Genomic DNA, 15,081 nt, shown 5'->3' with positions numbered 1-15,081 from the left:
GTGGGTCCTGCTCGACGACCCTCGCCACGACCTCGTGGTGGGGTTGTCCGGAACCGTACCGGCTTGCAGCAACTTGCAGCAATAGTTGCGGCGAAGATGCGCGGTGTTGGTCGGGCGGCGTTGGTCGGGCGGCACGACGACGTATAGCCCGGGCACCACGGGCAGGCGCGACCGGATGTCCGCAGACACCCGCTCGTCGTCGAGCGAGCGCCTGGGCGCCCCGGCGCCGGACGCCAGACGCGGCCGCGTCAGATCAGGCAGCGTCAGACCAGTCAGCGTCAGACCAGGCAGCGTCAGACCAAACCGCGCCCGACCAAACCTCCGTCAGACCAGGCCGAGCGCCCTGACCGCGTCGCGCTCCTCGACAAGCTCGGCGACCGAGGCGTCGATGCGCGCGCGGGAGAACTCGTCGATCTCGAGGTCGGGCACGATCGTGAGCCTCCCGTCCGCCGCGGTCACCGGGAACGACGAGATCAGCCCCTCCGGCACGCCGTAGGAACCGTCGGACGCGACACCCGCGGACGTCCAGTCCCCGTCCGGCGTCCCCGTCACCCACGTGTGGACATGGTCGATCGCGGCGTTCGCGGCGGAGGCGGCCGACGAGGCACCGCGCGCCTCGATGATCGCAGCGCCACGCTTGGCGACGGTGGGGATGAACGTCTCACGCACCCACTGCTCGTCGTCGACGACATCGAGCGCCCGGCGGCCGCCGACCGTCGCGTGCGTCAGGTCGGGATACTGCGTCGCCGAGTGGTTGCCCCAGATCGCGAGGCGGCGGATGTCGTCGACCGTGCTGCCCGTGCGCTTCGCGAGCTGCGCGACCGCCCGGTTGTGGTCCAGGCGCGTCATCGCGGTGAAGCGCTCCTGCGGCACGTCGGGCGCATGCTGGGACGCGATCCACGCGTTGGTGTTGGCAGGGTTCCCGACGACGAGGACGCGGACGTCATCGGCCGCGCCGGCGTTGATCGCCGCGCCCTGCGGCCCGAAGATCCCACCGTTGGCGCTGAGCAGGTCACCGCGCTCCATGCCCGCACCCCGGGGGCGGGCACCGACGAGCAGCGCCACGTTCGTGCCGTCGAACGCCGCCGTGACGTCGTCGACGATGTCGATCCCTGCGAGCAGCGGGAACGCGCAGTCGTCGAGCTCCATCGCCGTGCCCTCGGCCGCCTTGACCGCCTGCGGGATCTCGAGCAGACGCAGCCGGACCGGGACGTCCGGACCCAGCAGCTGACCCGACGCGACCCGGAAGAGCAGCGCGTACCCGATCTGACCGGCGGCACCCGTGACCGTGACGTTGACGGGACGGGCAGCGAGGTTCGGGGAGGTCACGGCGTTCTCCTAGGGTCGTCGACGTGCTGGTCGCGGGCCTTCTCGGCCACCCTCGGCACGCTACCCCGAGCGCGCGCCCACGGCGCTCCGCCGCACGGCAATCGTCTCACGGTTCGAACATGTGTACAAGGTTGTGTCAGTGGTCGGTGGGAGGATTTGTCCATGTTCACCGACGGGAGCGACACCGGTTCGCCGGACCAGGGCGCGGGATCTACCGCGTCCCGTCCGGCCGACGGCGACGCTCGCGGGAGTGCTGTCGATCTGCTGGGCGGTGATCTGGTCGGGGTCGCCGGGTGGAGCGATGAGGACGTGCTCGCCGCGCTCGGTCAGGCCGAGGCTGCCGCCCGACGAGCGGACGCGTGGCGGGCCCGGTTGGCCGCGGAGGTCGACGACCGATCCGGGCGCGGCCTGGGAACGTCGTCGTTGGCCGCCCGACGCGGGTGCCGCAACGCCCGCGAGCTGATCCGACGCCTCACCGGCGCCGCCGACATCTCCGTGTCCCGATGGTTGCGACTCGGACACGCCACCACCGCACCCACCACCTTGGACGGACGCCCGCTGCCGGCCCGGTTCGCGCACGTCGCCGCCGCCCTGCACGAAGGCCGCATCAACACCGACGCTGCGACCCGGATCATCGACGAGCTGAACCCCGTCCGCGACGTCGCCGGCGACCAGGCCGTGGCCGCCGCCGAGGACGAGCTCGTCACCGCATGCGCCGCACCCACCCCCGGTGGGCGGGCCCGCCTGGACGCCGACTCCGTGCGCATCCAGGCCCGCACCTGGGCCCAGTTCCTCGACCAGGACGGCACCGAACCCGACGACCAACCCACCCTGGCACGCCGAGCCCTGCGCCTGGGCGCCACCCACCACGGCCTGATCAAGATCACCGGCCTGCTCCTGCCCGAGGTCGCCGCCATGCTCGCCGCCTACGCCGACGCCGCCACCAACCCCCGCACCCCCGACGTGGACGCCCCGCCCACCAACAACGAGGACACCAACACCGCAGGGCAGGTCGGTACGTCGCACCTCGGACGAGACCCACGCACCCGGCCCCAGCTCATGCACGACATCCTCGCCTCAGCCCTGTCCGCAGCCGCCCGCGTCGCCGACCAGAGCTCCCTGGCCGGCAACTCCCCCACCGTCCTGGTCGCCGTTCGCCACCCAGGCACCCACACCGGCACCGGCACCGGCAGCGGCACCCGCAACCAGAACCCGGACAAGGACACCAGCACGCACCAGCGCCGCTACGGCGCCGGGGCCGTGTTCAGCGGCAACCAGTTCGGTGCCCCCCTGCCCCTGTCACCAGGCGCCGTCGACCAGCTCACCTGCCACGGCGCCACCCAGCACATCACCTACGACCACCACGGCGCCATCACCGCGATCTGGTCCCCCACCCGCACCTTCACACCCCACCAACGCCGCGCCATCACCCTGCGCGACGGCGGCTGCATCATCCCCGACTGCCACGTCCCCGCCGCCTGGTGCGAAGTCCACCACGTCACCCCCCACGCCCAGAACCCGTCCGGCACCCACACCCACAACGGCGTCCTGCTGTGCTGGCACCACCACCGCACCATCGACACCAACGGATGGCAGATCCGCATGCAAGACGGCACCCCATGGGTCCAACCACCACCCTGGCTCCACCACCCCCACGACCCCCACGACAACTGGCGACCCGCCACCGGCTCACCCACCCACTTCCTCGACACCCTCCACCACCGCGGACTCCTCCACCGGCGCCAATAGCCGCGGCGCACGAGCAGCACCCAAGGCCTCCAGACTTACCTGGCTCCAGCGACGCAAGCACCTGCCCGAACTCGTTCGTCCGCTTCCACGCCTCCGCCCACCGGCGGGGCGCACTGGCCAACGCCATCGCCATCGTCCGCGCCCGCCTTCGCCGTCGTACACGCGCGTCCTCGCACGCACTCGTACTGGCACGCGTTTGTCGTTGCGCGCACTCGTCGCCGTGTGCTCATCACCGTTCCGCCAGCCCGGCGCGCCCAGCTCACGCCCGCGCCCGGAACCGCGGGCCGTCATGAAACGACAGAACGCCGGGCGGTCCCGTCAAGGACCACCCGGCGTTCGCGCCGTGCGCGGAACTGTCAGCCCAGGCGGGCAGCCAGGTTCTCGTCGAGGGCTGCGAGGAAGTCCTCTGTCGTCAGCCACTCCTGCTCGGGACCGACCAGCGCGGCGAGGTCCTTCGTCATCTTGCCGCTCTCGACGGTCGTGATGACGACGTTCTCGAGCGTCTCGGCGAACTCCGTGACCTCGGGGGTGCCGTCCAGCTTGCCGCGGTGCTTGAGACCGCCGGTCCAGGCGAAGATCGACGCGATGGGGTTGGTCGAGGTCGGCTTGCCGGCCTGGTGCTGGCGGTAGTGCCGCGTGACCGTGCCGTGGGCCGCCTCGGCCTCGACGGTCTGGCCGTCGGGAGTCATGAGGACGGACGTCATGAGGCCGAGCGAGCCGAAGCCCTGAGCGACGGTGTCGGACTGCACGTCGCCGTCGTAGTTCTTGCACGCCCAGACGTAGCCGCCCTCCCACTTCATGGCAGCAGCGACCATGTCGTCGATCAGGCGGTGCTCGTAGGTGAGACCGGCAGCGGCAAAGTCGGCCGCGAACTCGGCGTCGAACACCTCCTGGAAGATGTCCTTGAAGGCGCCGTCGTAGGCCTTGAGGATCGTGTTCTTGGTCGACAGGTACACGGGGTAGCCGCGCTGCAGGCCGTAGGCGAACGAGGCGCGCGCGAAGTCGCGGATCGACTCGTTGAAGTTGTACATGCCCATCGCGACGCCGCCGGCCTCGGGGTAGGTCACGACCTCCTGGACGAGCGGCTCGGAGCCGTCTGCAGGGGTGTACGTGAGCGTCAGGGTGCCGGCGCCGGGCACCTTGAAGTTGGTGGCCTTGTACTGGTCGCCGTGGGCGTGACGGCCGATGATGATCGGCTTGTTCCAGCCCGGGACCAGGCGCGGGATGTTCGAGATGATGATCGGCTCGCGGAAGACGACACCGCCCAGGATGTTGCGGATCGTGCCGTTCGGCGAGACCCACATCTTCTTCAGGCCGAACTCCTCGACGCGCGCCTCGTCAGGCGTGATCGTCGCGCACTTGACGCCGACGCCGTGCTCCTTGATGGCGTGGGCGGCGTCGATCGTCACCTGGTCGTCGGTCGCGTCGCGGTTCTGGATCGACAGGTCGTAGTACCGCAGGTCGACGTCGAGGTAGGGGTGGATCAGACGGTCCTTGATGAACTGCCAGATGATGCGCGTCATCTCGTCGCCGTCGAGCTCGACGACCGGGCCGACAACCTTGATCTTCGCCATGCGGGATCTCCTGTGCTGGTGACTGAGCGGGGATGAGGCACCCCTGCGGCGACCTTTGTTGGTCGCGCGGGCTCCTGCGTCCGCAGGAAAGATTACTCGACATCGAGAGACTTGGTCGATCCGGGTCCCTCCGGCCCGCACAGCCCGCGATCGCGGCGCCCGCCACCGCACGTCCAGCCAACTCACAGGCGTCCAGGATGCGATTTGTCCGCCTGTTGCGGTGACGCAGGGTGCCTGGCCTGGCATGCTGGCCGTCAAGGGCGGCTCGCGCAGGACGCTGGCCCACGCCCGTTTCGATCTCGATCACACATGACAGGACCAACATGTCCCAGACACCTGACCCGGTCGCCGGCTCGCCGGAGCCCGAGGAGGTCACCGCAGCGGCGGCGGCCGACGCGACTGCATCCGACGCCACCAACGCCGACTCGGCCGCACCCGCGGCTACGCAGCCCGACGCCACGCCGGAGCCGCCCACGTTCGCCAAGCCCGACGCTGCGCCTGCCGCGGCTGCACCGGTCGTCGACGACGAGGAGGCCGACGTCACCGTCGAGGAGATCGACGCGTACGTCGTCCCTGCCGGTACGGCGATCGTCACGGGCCCGTCGCTCGTCGCGCGACTCGGCGCCGAGGTCTTCGGCACGTTCTTCCTGGTCCTCGCGGGCCTGGGTGTCGCGCTCTACGCGAGCTCCACGTTCGCTGCGACGGGTGGCGGCGCCGGCGGACTCGGCGTCGCGCTCGCGTTCGGCATCGCCGTCGCCGGTGGTGCCGCTGCCGTCGGCTACGTCTCGGGCGGACACTTCAACCCGGCGGTGACGTTCGGTGCTGCCCTCGCGGGCCGCACGTCCTGGCGCGACGTGGTCCCCTACTGGGTGGCCCAGCTCGTCGGCGGCGCGATCGCCGCCGCGGTCCTCTTCATCTCGGTTCCGTCCAAGCTCCCGGGCGCGGTCGCACAGGACGGCAAGGGCTCCGTGCGCAACTTCTTCTCGGCAGTCGCGAACGGATTCGGCGAGCACTCCCCGCTCGGGACCGGCTCGCAGGGCGCGGTGCAGTTCTCGCTGCTCCAGGCGCTGCTGATCGAGGCCGTCGTCACGGCCGTCTTCGTCGGCGTCATCCTGGGTGTCACCGACCGTCGCTCGAAGAGCGTCGTCGGCCCGTTCGCCATCGGTCTCACGCTCGCCGTGCTCATCCTGATCGCGATGCCCGTCACCAACGCGTCGCTCAACCCGGCCCGCTCGACGGCCGCCGCCATCTTCTCCGAGGGCTGGGCGTTCAAGCAGCTGTGGCTCTTCTGGGTGGCCCCGCTGCTCGGTGGCGCGATCGCGGGCCTCATCTACCGCGCCTTCGCCGCCGAGCCGGCGGACGACAACCTGCTCGGTGAGGACGACGTCTACGTCACCGACGAGGACGTCCTCGTCGTGAACGAGCGCCAGGCCTGAGCCTGCCGGGGGCCGGCTCGTCGAACCGACCGCCGCCCCCTCCGGCCGACGCCGGAACGAACGGAGCGCCCGACCGTCAGGTCGGGCGCTTCGCTCGTTCTGCGGGCGGCGGGCCCTGAGTGTGTGCGGCCGTCGACGACGGCCCGGTCAGAGCGTGTTGCCGGGAAGCAGCTGTGCCAGCAGGCCGATGCTCGCCGCGAGCACGCCGAGGATCGTGACGTCGATCCACCGCGCCCGCACCGAGATCGCGAGCGGGCCAGGTGACGGCAGCAGCAGCCGGGCGACCGCGCCCGCCAAGAGGACGCCGGCGAGCGTGTACGCGCCCGCCCGCGTCCCGACGACGAGCGAGACGACGAGCGCGACGACGACACCGGCGCTCGTCCACCACAGGGAGACGTTGCGGCCGGCATCCAACGACGCACGCGCGATGGCACGCGGATCGCGTTCGTGCACGGCGCGTGCCAGTGCGACCTGATCGTCACTCACCTGTGCATCGCGGGCCTGCTGGGTCCGTTCGTCGCGAGGTGCCACGTCATCGCGAGACGCGTGCTCGGAGCTCGACTCCTGCGCGGAACCCGACGTCTGCTCGATGAGGGCCGCCCGCTCGTCGCGCGCGTCCTGCGCATCGACGAGCCGCGCCTGCTCCACCTCGTCGGGCACCTGAGATGCCGAACCGTCCGCTCGCTTCACGACCACGATGATCCTCCTGTCCCGGGAGACTACCGTTGCGCGGGTGACGTCCCCGACCGCGCCGCCCCCGTCCGAGCTCGACGGGGCCGCACCGACGGAGGATCTCGCCACGTCACCGCGCCGCATCGTGGTCGTCGGTGCGGGCCTGGCCGCGACGCAGACCGTCGGCGCCCTGCGGGAAGCGGGTTTCGACGGTCACCTCACGGTCCTCGGCGGCGAGGGCCGTGCGCCGTACGACCGTCCGCCGCTGTCGAAGCACCTGCTCGATCGCACCGAGCCGGCGTGGCTGTCCCAGGAGCTCGGCGTCGACCTGGTGCACCTCGCGGACGACGCCCGGCTGGCCGAGCCCGCGACGGGGCTGCGGCTCGCACCGGACGAGGTCGTCGTGCGCACCGCGAGCGGGGGCGAGGTCTCGGCCGACGCCGTCGTGCTCGCCACCGGCGCCCGGGCGCGCCGGGTCCCCGGCTGGGAGCACGCCCTGGTCCTGCACACGGCCGACGACGCCGCCGCACTGCGCGCTCGAGTGGTGCCGGGGGCGCGGCTGGTCGTGATCGGGGCGGGCTGGATCGGCGCGGAGGTCGCCGGCGTCGCGGCGGCCGTCGGGGCACGGGTCACCGTGCTCGAGGCCGGTCCCGCACCACTCGCCGGCGCCGTGGGCGCGCGCGTCGGGGCGCTGGCCACCGGGTGGTTCGCGGACGTGGGCGTCGAGCTGCGCACCGCTGCCCAGGTGGCGGGCGTCGACGAGGACGGCGTCCTGCTCGCCGACGGGACGCGCGTCCCCGCCGACGTGGTTCTCGCGGCCGTCGGTGCGCGGCCCGCGACCGACTGGCTCGGCGACGCCCTCCCCCGCGACCTCGACGGCTCGCTGCGCGTCGACGAGCACCACGCGGTCATCGGTGCGTCCCGTCGGGTGCGCGCCGTCGGTGACGTCGCCCGACGACGGTCGCGGCGGCACGGCTGGGTGCCCGGTGGCCACTGGGACGGTGCGCTGCGCGGGCCTGCCATCCTGGCGGCGGACCTCGTGCGCGCCCGCAGGACGGCCGGCGGAGGCGCCGACGACGCTGGACCTGGCGCAGGAAATGAAACAGGGAATGGCACAGGGAGTGGCAGAGCAGCTGATGCAGCCGACCCCGTGCCGTACGTCTTCTCGACGCAGCTCGGTCACGACCTGACGCTGTTCGGCCTGCCCGACGAGGCCGACGACGTGGTGCTGCGGGGCGATCCGTCAGAAGGCGAAGGCTGGTCCGCCCTCTGGTTCCGTGCGGGCGAGCAGACGCTCAGCGCGATCCTCACGGTCGACCGCCCGCGCGACGTCGGCGCGGCTCGGCGTCTGTTCGGGGACCTCGACCTGCCGCGGCTCGACCGCGACGTCGCCGCCGTGACCGCGCAGCCGTTGCGTGCGGCGCAGGTGCGCTGACCTGCCACGCTGAGCCGGCCGGCCGCTGGGGGGCGCTGGTCTGACGCACCGACGCAGATGCCCCGCCGGCGGACCATGACGTCGGTCCGCCGGCGGGGCACCCACACTGCTCAGTGCGCGAAGTGGCGCGTCCCCGTCAGGTAGAGGGTCACGCCGGCCGCCTCGGCCGCCGCGATGACCTCCTCGTCGCGCACGGACCCCCCGGGCTGGACGACGGCCCGCACGCCGGCGTCGAGCAGCACCTGCAGGCCGTCGGCGAACGGGAAGAACGCGTCCGACGCCGCGACGGCACCTCGGGCCCGCTCGACGTCGCCCGTGTTGGCACGCTCGACGGCCAGCTTGCACGAGTCCACCCGGTTGACCTGGCCCATCCCGACACCCACCGACGCGCCGTCGGACGCGAGCAGGATCGCGTTCGACTTCACGGCCCGCACCGCCCGCCACGCGAAGGTGAGGTCGGCGAGCGTCGCCTCGTCGGCGGCCTGCCCGGTCGCCAGGGTCCACGTGCTCGGGTCGTCGCCGGCCGCGTCGATCCGGTCGGTCTGCTGCAGCAGCACGCCGCCCGTGACGGGCCGCAGCTCGACGTCGGCCGTGACCGCGGCCTGCACGCGCAGCACGCGGACGTTCTTCTTGCGGCTGAGGATCTCGACGGCCTCGGGCTCGAAGTCGGGCGCCAGGACGACCTCGGTGAAGATGGGCGCGATCTGCTCGGCGGCCGCCGCAGTGAGCGTGCGGTTGGTGGCGATGACGCCGCCGAACGCCGAGACGGGGTCGCACGCGTGCGCCTTGGCGTGCGCGTCGGCGACGTCGGTGCCCACCGCGATGCCGCAGGGGTTGGCGTGCTTGATGATCGCGACCGTGGGCGCGTCGTGGTCGTGCGCGGCTCGCCATGCAGCGTCGGCATCGACGTAGTTGTTGTAGCTCATCGCCTTGCCGTGCAGCTGCTCGGCCCCCGCGAGGCCGCGGCCGGCCACACCCTCGTCGGAGAGGTACAGTGCCGCGTTCTGGTGCGGGTTCTCGCCGTAGCGCAGGACGTCGCCCCGCTCCCACGTGGCACCGAGCACGCCCGGGAAGCCCGAGTCCGCGGCGGACTCGTCGGGCGCGTACGACGACGCGAACCACGACGACACCGCCACGTCGTAGGCCGCCGTGTGGGCGAACGCTGCGGCGGCGAGCCGACGACGCTCGCCGAGCGTGAACCCGCCGGCCGCGACGGCCGCGGTCACGTCGCCGTACCGCGCGGGGTCGACGACGACGGCCACGCTGGGGTGGTTCTTCGCGGCCGCGCGCACCATGGACGGCCCGCCGATGTCGATCTGCTCGACGCACTCGTCGGGTCCTGCGCCCGACGCGACCGTGGCCGTGAACGGGTACAGGTTCACGACGACGAGCTCGAACGGAGCGATGCCGAGGTCGTCGAGCTGTGCGAGGTGCTCGGGACGACGCGTGTCGGCGAGCACGCCAGCGTGCACCCGCGGGTGCAGCGTCTTGACGCGCCCGTCCAGGCACTCCGGGAACCCGGTCAGGTCCTCGACGCGTGTGACCGGCACACCCGTGGCCGCGATCGTGCTGGCGGTGGACCCGGTCGAGACCAGCTCGACGCCCGCGGCGTGCAGCGCGGCGGCCAGCTCGGTGAGGCCGGTCTTGTCGTAGACGCTGACCAGCGCACGGCGCAGGCGTCGGCGGGTCGACGGATCCTCGAGGTCGGGCGGGACGTCGGAGGTGATCGGGGCGGGGGCGTGGCTCATGCGCATCTCCTGGCTGGGGTCGATGGACGGGGCGTCGAGACCCAGGCACCCAGGCGGGCGGTGCACGGCAGGGAACTGCGGCCGCTCCCCGGTGGTTGTCCCCACCTGCGCCAGTCACGACCGGCACCGACTCTACCGGGCGCCCACGCGCCCTGGCACCCCTGTGCGGCTCAGCCCGCGGTCACGTCGTCGAGGGGTACGTGCAGGCCGACGCCCGCCGCGACCGTCGCCATCGTGACGTCGAAGACGCGGTCGGCGTCCGTCATGACACCGTGGAGGTGGCCGTAGAGCTCCATCGAGACCGCGCCGAGCAGCGCCGCGAACAGCACGGCGGAGCGGACCACCCCCGCCGCGATGTCGTCGTCCGAGGCGCCGTCCGGCACGTCGTCGGCGCCCGTCCCCGCGATCCCACCCGGGCCGCCCACTCCTCGCGCGAACTCGAGGACCCCGTCGGTCACCATGCCGGCGGCCGGGAGACGCGGACCGGTCGGCTGCAGGGTGCCGTCGGCGAGAGCGCGCGCGACGGTCGCGCCGAGGACGCCCCAGACGCGCGTCGCGTGCCGCACGGTGTCCTGCGGCGCGAGGTAACCGGGGACCGGCGTGCCGTAGATCAGCTCGAAGGAGTGCCGATCGTGGTGCGCCCACGTCCGGAAGCCCCGCGCCACCGCGAGCCACGTCCGGGCGGGATCCGCGCCGGCGCGGATCGCCCGCTCGGCCGCCTCCTCGCACGCCGCACCGGCGCCGTCGAACGCCTCGATCACGAGCAGCGTCAGCAGCGCGTCACGCGAGTCGACGTAGCGGTACACGGCCGACGACGCGACGCCCAGATCCCGCGCCACGGCGCGGAGCGAGAGCTGCGCCGCCCCGTCCTCGCGCACCCGACGGCGCGCAGCCCCCATCAGGTCAGCCGTGAACGCCAGGCGCGCTCGCTCGCGAGGCGTTCGCGCCTCAGGCTCGGCCGGACCAGCGGGGTCGGCTGGTGTCGAGGACTCGTCACTCTCCGTCATTCCCGCATGATCTCGAAGAGAGCGGCGTTCTGCAATGTGAGCACTGCTCTTGACATCGAGGACATCCGTTCTGGAGCATTGCTCTTGTTCGAGAGCGCCGCTCTCACTTCTTCTCGGAGGCACTCATGGCTCGCTACGTCGTCCTCGGCAAGGGACCCGTCGGATCCGCACTCGCACGGCACCTGGCGGGTCGTGGCGACGACGTCGTGGTCGTCTCCCGGTCGGGCGCGCCCACCGTCGTGTCCGACGACGACCGGGCCGCCGCACCGGGACGCGTCCGGCACGTCGCGGCGGATGCCTCCGATGCCGACGCCCTGACGCGTGCGGTCCTCGACGCGGCGGCGGGGTCGCCGCGTCGCTCGATGACCGGCCCTGCGACCGGCTCGGCAACTGGCTCGGCGACCGGCTCCGGGTCGGGCGTGGCAGCGATCATCAACGCGGCGAACCCGCGCTACGACCGCTGGCCCGAGCTCTGGCCCGCACTGAACGAGGCCGCGATGGATGCCGCGGAGCACACAGGAGCCGTGCTGGTGACGGCCGCCAACCTGTACGGGTACGGCGCGGGCTCGGGAGCCATGACGGAGCGGACGCCGTTGCGCCCGACAGAGCGCAAGGGCGAGGTGCGCGCGCAGATGTGGCACGACGCGCTGGCACGTCACGAGGCCGGACGCGTCCGCGCGACGGAGGTCCGCGCGAGCGACTACGTCGGGCCCGGCACGACCGGGCCTGCCCACGCTGGTGCGAGCCTGTTCGGTCCGCTCCTGGCAGGCAAGGCCCTGCACCCCGTCGGCGACGCCCACCAGCCGCACGCGTGGACGTACCTGCCCGACTACGTCGCCGCCCTGGCCGCAGCCGCCGACCAGGAGTCAGCGTGGGGCAGGCCGTGGATCGCCCCGACGAACGGCGCGATCTCCTACGCCGAGCTGGTCGCACTGTTCGCTCAGCAGGCCGACGTCCCCGTGCCCCCGATCAAGCCCGTGCCGGCCGGAGCACTGAAGGTGATCGGCCTGCTCAAGCCGCCCGTGCGCGAGGTGGTGCGCGTGCTGTACCAGTTCGACGCGCCGTTCGTCGTCGACTCCCGTGCCAGCGAGAGCGCGCTCGGAGTCGCCGCGACCCCGTGGGACGCGATCGCCCGCGCGACCACCGCCTGGTGGCAGGGGCACCTGGCAGCTCCTCAGCACGTCTCCCGCTGACGGCCTGCGACGAGCCGCTGACGGTCGCTCGACGAGTCACGGGCCGCCGGGCCCGAGCGGCTCGCGCCCGTCAGCGGCTCGAGCGGCGCGCGACCGGGCCCGTCGCCGGGGCTCCCGGTCGACGGGACTCGCCGCCGCCGGCCCGATCGCCGCGGACCATCTCACCCACGACCCCGACGAGGCGTCGTGGCTCGTCGACCACGATCACCGTGCCGTGAGCCGAGCTGTGGTCGGCGACGACGCGGCCCTCGAACCTGTCGAGCAGCGGTTGCCCGACGGGTGTCACGAACCCTGCCAGAACCACGACGTCGGGCGAGAACACCGCCACCGCGCCGGCCAGCGCGGTGCGCCACGCCGCCCGGTCGGGGAAGTCGTGCTGCGCGACGACGGCGACCGGGACGCCGGCCCCGCGCGCGGCGTCGATCGCGCGCGTCTCACCGCGGTCGGCGACGACGCCGACGACGCGGCCGCCGAACGCGGAGGCCGCGTGCGCCACCAGCAGGTCCGCGAGTCCCTCGTCCTGCGCGGAGACGAGCACGACGATCCGTCCCGCCTGACGTGTCGCATGCCTGGGCGCTGCGGGTTGGGGCGACGACGACCGCGAGGGAACCACCTGCGGAACCCTATCCGGCGGTGTGCGGCGCGGCTGGCCCAGCCCCGGCGGCTCGACGTGCGGATGGCGGGCGCGCCCGTCGCCGCGGTGGGCGAGAATGTCCGCGTGAGCAACCCCTACGCGCCTCCTGAGGACGGTCGTCGCCCCGACGCCGACCGCCCGGGCGCGCACGGCCGGCCGGCGCCCACCGGCACGCACGGCCCTCCAACGTCCGCGCCGGTGGGCGACGACCTGCCCGCCCCGGCCCAGCAGCCCCAGGGTCAGGGAGCACAGGGCCAGGGACCGCAAGGCCAGGGACCGCACGGTGTGCAGGTGCCGCCCCACCCGCATCATCACCCCACCCACCAGGGCTTCCGCCAGCAGCACCCCGGGCAGCAGCCCGTGCCGCCCCCGATCCCGACCGATCCCGAAGGCGCGGCGCAGGCACGCGGCCACGCCCGGACGTTCGGCCTGCTGCTGCTGGCGTCCGCGATCCTCGGCACGCTGCACATCCCGTGGCAGGCCCTGGCGCTCCCGTTCATCGTCGCCGCGGTCGTCTACGGCATCCGTGCCGCCCTGTCCGCGAGCCGCGCCCACGTCCGCGGGGCTCTCGTCCCCATGCTGATCGTGGGTATCGCGATCTCGGCCGTGTGGGCGATGGTCGCGGGCGGGATGCTGCTGCTCTGGCCGCTGCAGGCCGAGCGGCAGGCCTGCCTCGCCGATGCGCTCACGCACACCGCGCGAGCGCAGTGCGAGCAGGACTTCCGGCAGGGGCTGGAGAACTGGCAGGACAAGCTGAGGACCCGCAGCACGAGCTGAGGACCCGCAGCGCAGGCTGAACGTCCGCGCGCCGGGCGGCCGCCTCAGTCGTCGTCCGTCGCGCCCCGCCGGGAGCCTGTGCGCCGTACCCGCGCGCGTACTCCCGCACGCACCACAGGGTCGGCGGGCACGGCGACGAGCAACGACCCGAGCAGCACGGGCCACCCGACCGCGACGGCGACGAGCAGGGCGGACGCGCCGACGTGCGTCATGCGGCCCGGTCCCACTCCCCCGGACGCCAGCAGCACCAGGAACCCGACGAGCAGTGCCGCGACGGCCGACGCGGCGAGCACGGCGACGACGGGGTGCCACCACCGGGCGGGGCGCAGTCGGCGGTGGACGTACCAGCCGGCCAGCGCTCCGATACCCACCAGCAGCAGAGGCGTCAGGTAGCGCCAGGCGCCCGGCAGCGTGTTGCTCGGCAACGCGCCCAGCAGCGGGACCGCCGGCATCGGCCCGGCGACGACCTCGTGCGGCGCGAAGTGCGTCCCCAGCCCGACGGCGAAACCGGGACCCGCCAGCCACGCGATGCACCAGACCACCAGGTTGGGCGCGAAGACGAGCTCGGCGAACGCCAGCACCGTCCCGCCCACGGGGTCCAGGGAGAGCCCGTCCACCACGTCGCGGATGGTCGCGAGACCGGCGATCACCCACAATGACGTGACCAGGGACGCGACCGCGACGAGCAGGCCGACCGCCACCGCACCACCGCCGGCGCCGACCCGCACCGCGGCGGGCACGCGGGCCAATAGCGGCGCGGTGACGACGCGGACCGACGGCGCACCCGGGCGCGCCGCGAGGCCGCACCCCAGTCCCACGCCGCCGACGAGGACGCTTCCGACGACCGCCCGCGCGACGCCACCGGGTCCCACCCCGCTCGCGAGCGCGACGACGAGTACGAGCACGACGTAGGTGCCGACCGCCGCCGCCAGGCCCGAGCGGGTGGGGATCCCCGAGCGTCGTGCGGACGCGTAGCACGCGAACGTCGCGAGCGCGGTGACACCGAGCGGCACGAGCGTGACGGAAGAGCCGCTGACCTCGAGCGGCACACCGTGACCGGCGAGCCAGAGCGCGACGCCCACGCGGACCGCCCGGAACCACGAGACCCCGGAGTTGGCCGGGTCGGCGGCCGTGGCGACGAAGCTCGCGACGGCGGGGAGCACGAGGACCAGCAGCGACAGGACCGCCGCCTGCACCGCAGCCAGCACGCCGGACACCCAGCGCGGGGCGCCGTCCAGTGCGCTGCCGAGGAAGACCTCGTCCCGCGACTCCACGGCGCGGGCGGACGCAGGAACACCGGCGCCCACCGACGGCACGGAACCGGTGTCGGTGCGCTGGCGACGGCCTCGACCCGGGCCGGCCGACGCGCCTCCGGCTCGTCCGGCACCGCGCCCGGCGGACCGACCGCCCGACGATCCGCGGTCGCCGACCGCGGATCCGGGGGAAGTGGGTCGCGACTGGCTCACGCGGCCATCGTCGCCTCGCACGCCGCACCGATGCCGCAGGCGGCCCGGCGCGTCGGACCGC

At 73.3% G+C, this 15,081-nt stretch carries 12 protein-coding genes and 1 riboswitch; of the genes, 5 read left to right on the top strand and 7 right to left on the bottom strand.

The annotated features are described in order from the left end of the window. Positions 1 to 324: 324 nt before the first annotated feature. Positions 325 to 1,329, bottom strand: a complete 1,005-nt coding sequence (locus IC607_RS14995; protein ID WP_191788220.1) for a malate dehydrogenase — start codon at positions 1,327 to 1,329, stop codon at positions 325 to 327. A gap of 162 nt (positions 1,330 to 1,491) precedes the next feature. On the opposite strand from IC607_RS14995, the gene IC607_RS14990 reads away from it, so the two are divergent. Further along, positions 1,492 to 3,078, top strand: a complete 1,587-nt coding sequence (locus tag IC607_RS14990; RefSeq protein ID WP_191788219.1) for an HNH endonuclease signature motif containing protein — start codon at positions 1,492 to 1,494, stop codon at positions 3,076 to 3,078. Between the two features lie 356 nt (positions 3,079 to 3,434). On the opposite strand, the gene IC607_RS14985 is transcribed toward IC607_RS14990, so the two are convergent. Next, the gene (locus tag IC607_RS14985; protein WP_191788218.1) at positions 3,435 to 4,652 is read right to left on the bottom strand and encodes an NADP-dependent isocitrate dehydrogenase; all 1,218 of its coding nucleotides are present in this window, start codon (positions 4,650 to 4,652) and stop codon (positions 3,435 to 3,437) included. A 323-nt stretch (positions 4,653 to 4,975) separates the two neighbouring features. Here IC607_RS14985 and IC607_RS14980 point away from each other — a divergent pair, with 323 nt between their 5' ends. Further along, the gene (locus tag IC607_RS14980; RefSeq protein WP_191788217.1) at positions 4,976 to 6,088 is read left to right on the top strand and encodes an aquaporin; all 1,113 of its coding nucleotides are present in this window, start codon (positions 4,976 to 4,978) and stop codon (positions 6,086 to 6,088) included. 147 nt (positions 6,089 to 6,235) lie between these two features. Here IC607_RS14980 and IC607_RS14975 read toward each other — a convergent pair whose 3' ends face one another. Further along, the gene (locus tag IC607_RS14975; RefSeq protein ID WP_370526293.1) at positions 6,236 to 6,778 is read right to left on the bottom strand and encodes a DUF3017 domain-containing protein; all 543 of its coding nucleotides are present in this window, start codon (positions 6,776 to 6,778) and stop codon (positions 6,236 to 6,238) included. Positions 6,779 to 6,821: 43 nt separating this feature from the next. Between IC607_RS14975 and IC607_RS14970 the strand changes: the two genes are divergently transcribed. Then, complete coding sequence (locus IC607_RS14970) at positions 6,822 to 8,195, top strand: NAD(P)/FAD-dependent oxidoreductase (protein WP_370526292.1); 1,374 nt, start codon at positions 6,822 to 6,824, stop codon at positions 8,193 to 8,195. Positions 8,196 to 8,305: 110 nt separating this feature from the next. Here IC607_RS14970 and purH read toward each other — a convergent pair whose 3' ends face one another. Together purH and IC607_RS14960 are read right to left on the bottom strand one after the other, a co-directional pair. Further along, positions 8,306 to 9,943, bottom strand: coding sequence for a bifunctional phosphoribosylaminoimidazolecarboxamide formyltransferase/IMP cyclohydrolase (gene purH / locus IC607_RS14965; protein WP_191788214.1), 1,638 nt, complete (start codon positions 9,941 to 9,943; stop codon positions 8,306 to 8,308). Positions 9,944 to 9,983: 40 nt separating this feature from the next. After that, positions 9,984 to 10,071, bottom strand: a riboswitch (ZMP/ZTP riboswitch). A 42-nt stretch (positions 10,072 to 10,113) separates the two neighbouring features. Further along, complete coding sequence (locus tag IC607_RS14960) at positions 10,114 to 10,842, bottom strand: TetR/AcrR family transcriptional regulator (protein WP_191788213.1); 729 nt, start codon at positions 10,840 to 10,842, stop codon at positions 10,114 to 10,116. Positions 10,843 to 11,075: 233 nt separating this feature from the next. On the opposite strand from IC607_RS14960, the gene IC607_RS14955 reads away from it, so the two are divergent. Continuing rightward, positions 11,076 to 12,143: an NAD-dependent epimerase/dehydratase family protein gene (locus tag IC607_RS14955; protein WP_191788212.1), complete on the top strand. Its 1,068-nt coding sequence runs from the start codon at positions 11,076 to 11,078 to the stop codon at positions 12,141 to 12,143. 70 nt (positions 12,144 to 12,213) lie between these two features. On the opposite strand, the gene IC607_RS17935 is transcribed toward IC607_RS14955, so the two are convergent. Next, complete coding sequence (locus tag IC607_RS17935; protein WP_370526290.1) at positions 12,214 to 12,681, bottom strand: formyltransferase family protein; 468 nt, start codon at positions 12,679 to 12,681, stop codon at positions 12,214 to 12,216. 180 nt (positions 12,682 to 12,861) lie between these two features. On the opposite strand from IC607_RS17935, the gene IC607_RS17930 reads away from it, so the two are divergent. Continuing rightward, positions 12,862 to 13,554, top strand: coding sequence for a hypothetical protein (locus IC607_RS17930; protein WP_225225117.1), 693 nt, complete (start codon positions 12,862 to 12,864; stop codon positions 13,552 to 13,554). A gap of 44 nt (positions 13,555 to 13,598) precedes the next feature. On the opposite strand, the gene IC607_RS14940 is transcribed toward IC607_RS17930, so the two are convergent. Continuing rightward, complete coding sequence (locus IC607_RS14940; protein WP_191788210.1) at positions 13,599 to 14,870, bottom strand: DUF6350 family protein; 1,272 nt, start codon at positions 14,868 to 14,870, stop codon at positions 13,599 to 13,601. Between the last annotated feature and the right edge of the window lie 211 nt (positions 14,871 to 15,081).

Source organism: Cellulomonas sp. JH27-2, assembly GCF_014837175.1.
Taxonomy (GTDB): Bacteria; Actinomycetota; Actinomycetes; order Actinomycetales; family Cellulomonadaceae; genus Cellulomonas.
The sequence above is the reverse complement of the archived record's forward strand: the minus strand, read 5'-3'. Positions and strand labels throughout refer to the sequence as shown.

Coding starts and splice junctions, on each gene's coding strand:
- IC607_RS14955 (WP_191788212.1), top strand. CDS start 11,076: ATGGCTCGCTACGTCGTCCTCGGCAAGGGACCCGTCGGATCCGCACTC.
- IC607_RS14980 (WP_191788217.1), top strand. CDS start 4,976: ATGTCCCAGACACCTGACCCGGTCGCCGGCTCGCCGGAGCCCGAGGAG.
- purH (WP_191788214.1), bottom strand. CDS start 9,943: ATGAGCCACGCCCCCGCCCCGATCACCTCCGACGTCCCGCCCGACCTC.
- IC607_RS14990 (WP_191788219.1), top strand. CDS start 1,492: ATGTTCACCGACGGGAGCGACACCGGTTCGCCGGACCAGGGCGCGGGA.
- IC607_RS14960 (WP_191788213.1), bottom strand. CDS start 10,842: ATGGGGGCTGCGCGCCGTCGGGTGCGCGAGGACGGGGCGGCGCAGCTC.
- IC607_RS14985 (WP_191788218.1), bottom strand. CDS start 4,652: ATGGCGAAGATCAAGGTTGTCGGCCCGGTCGTCGAGCTCGACGGCGAC.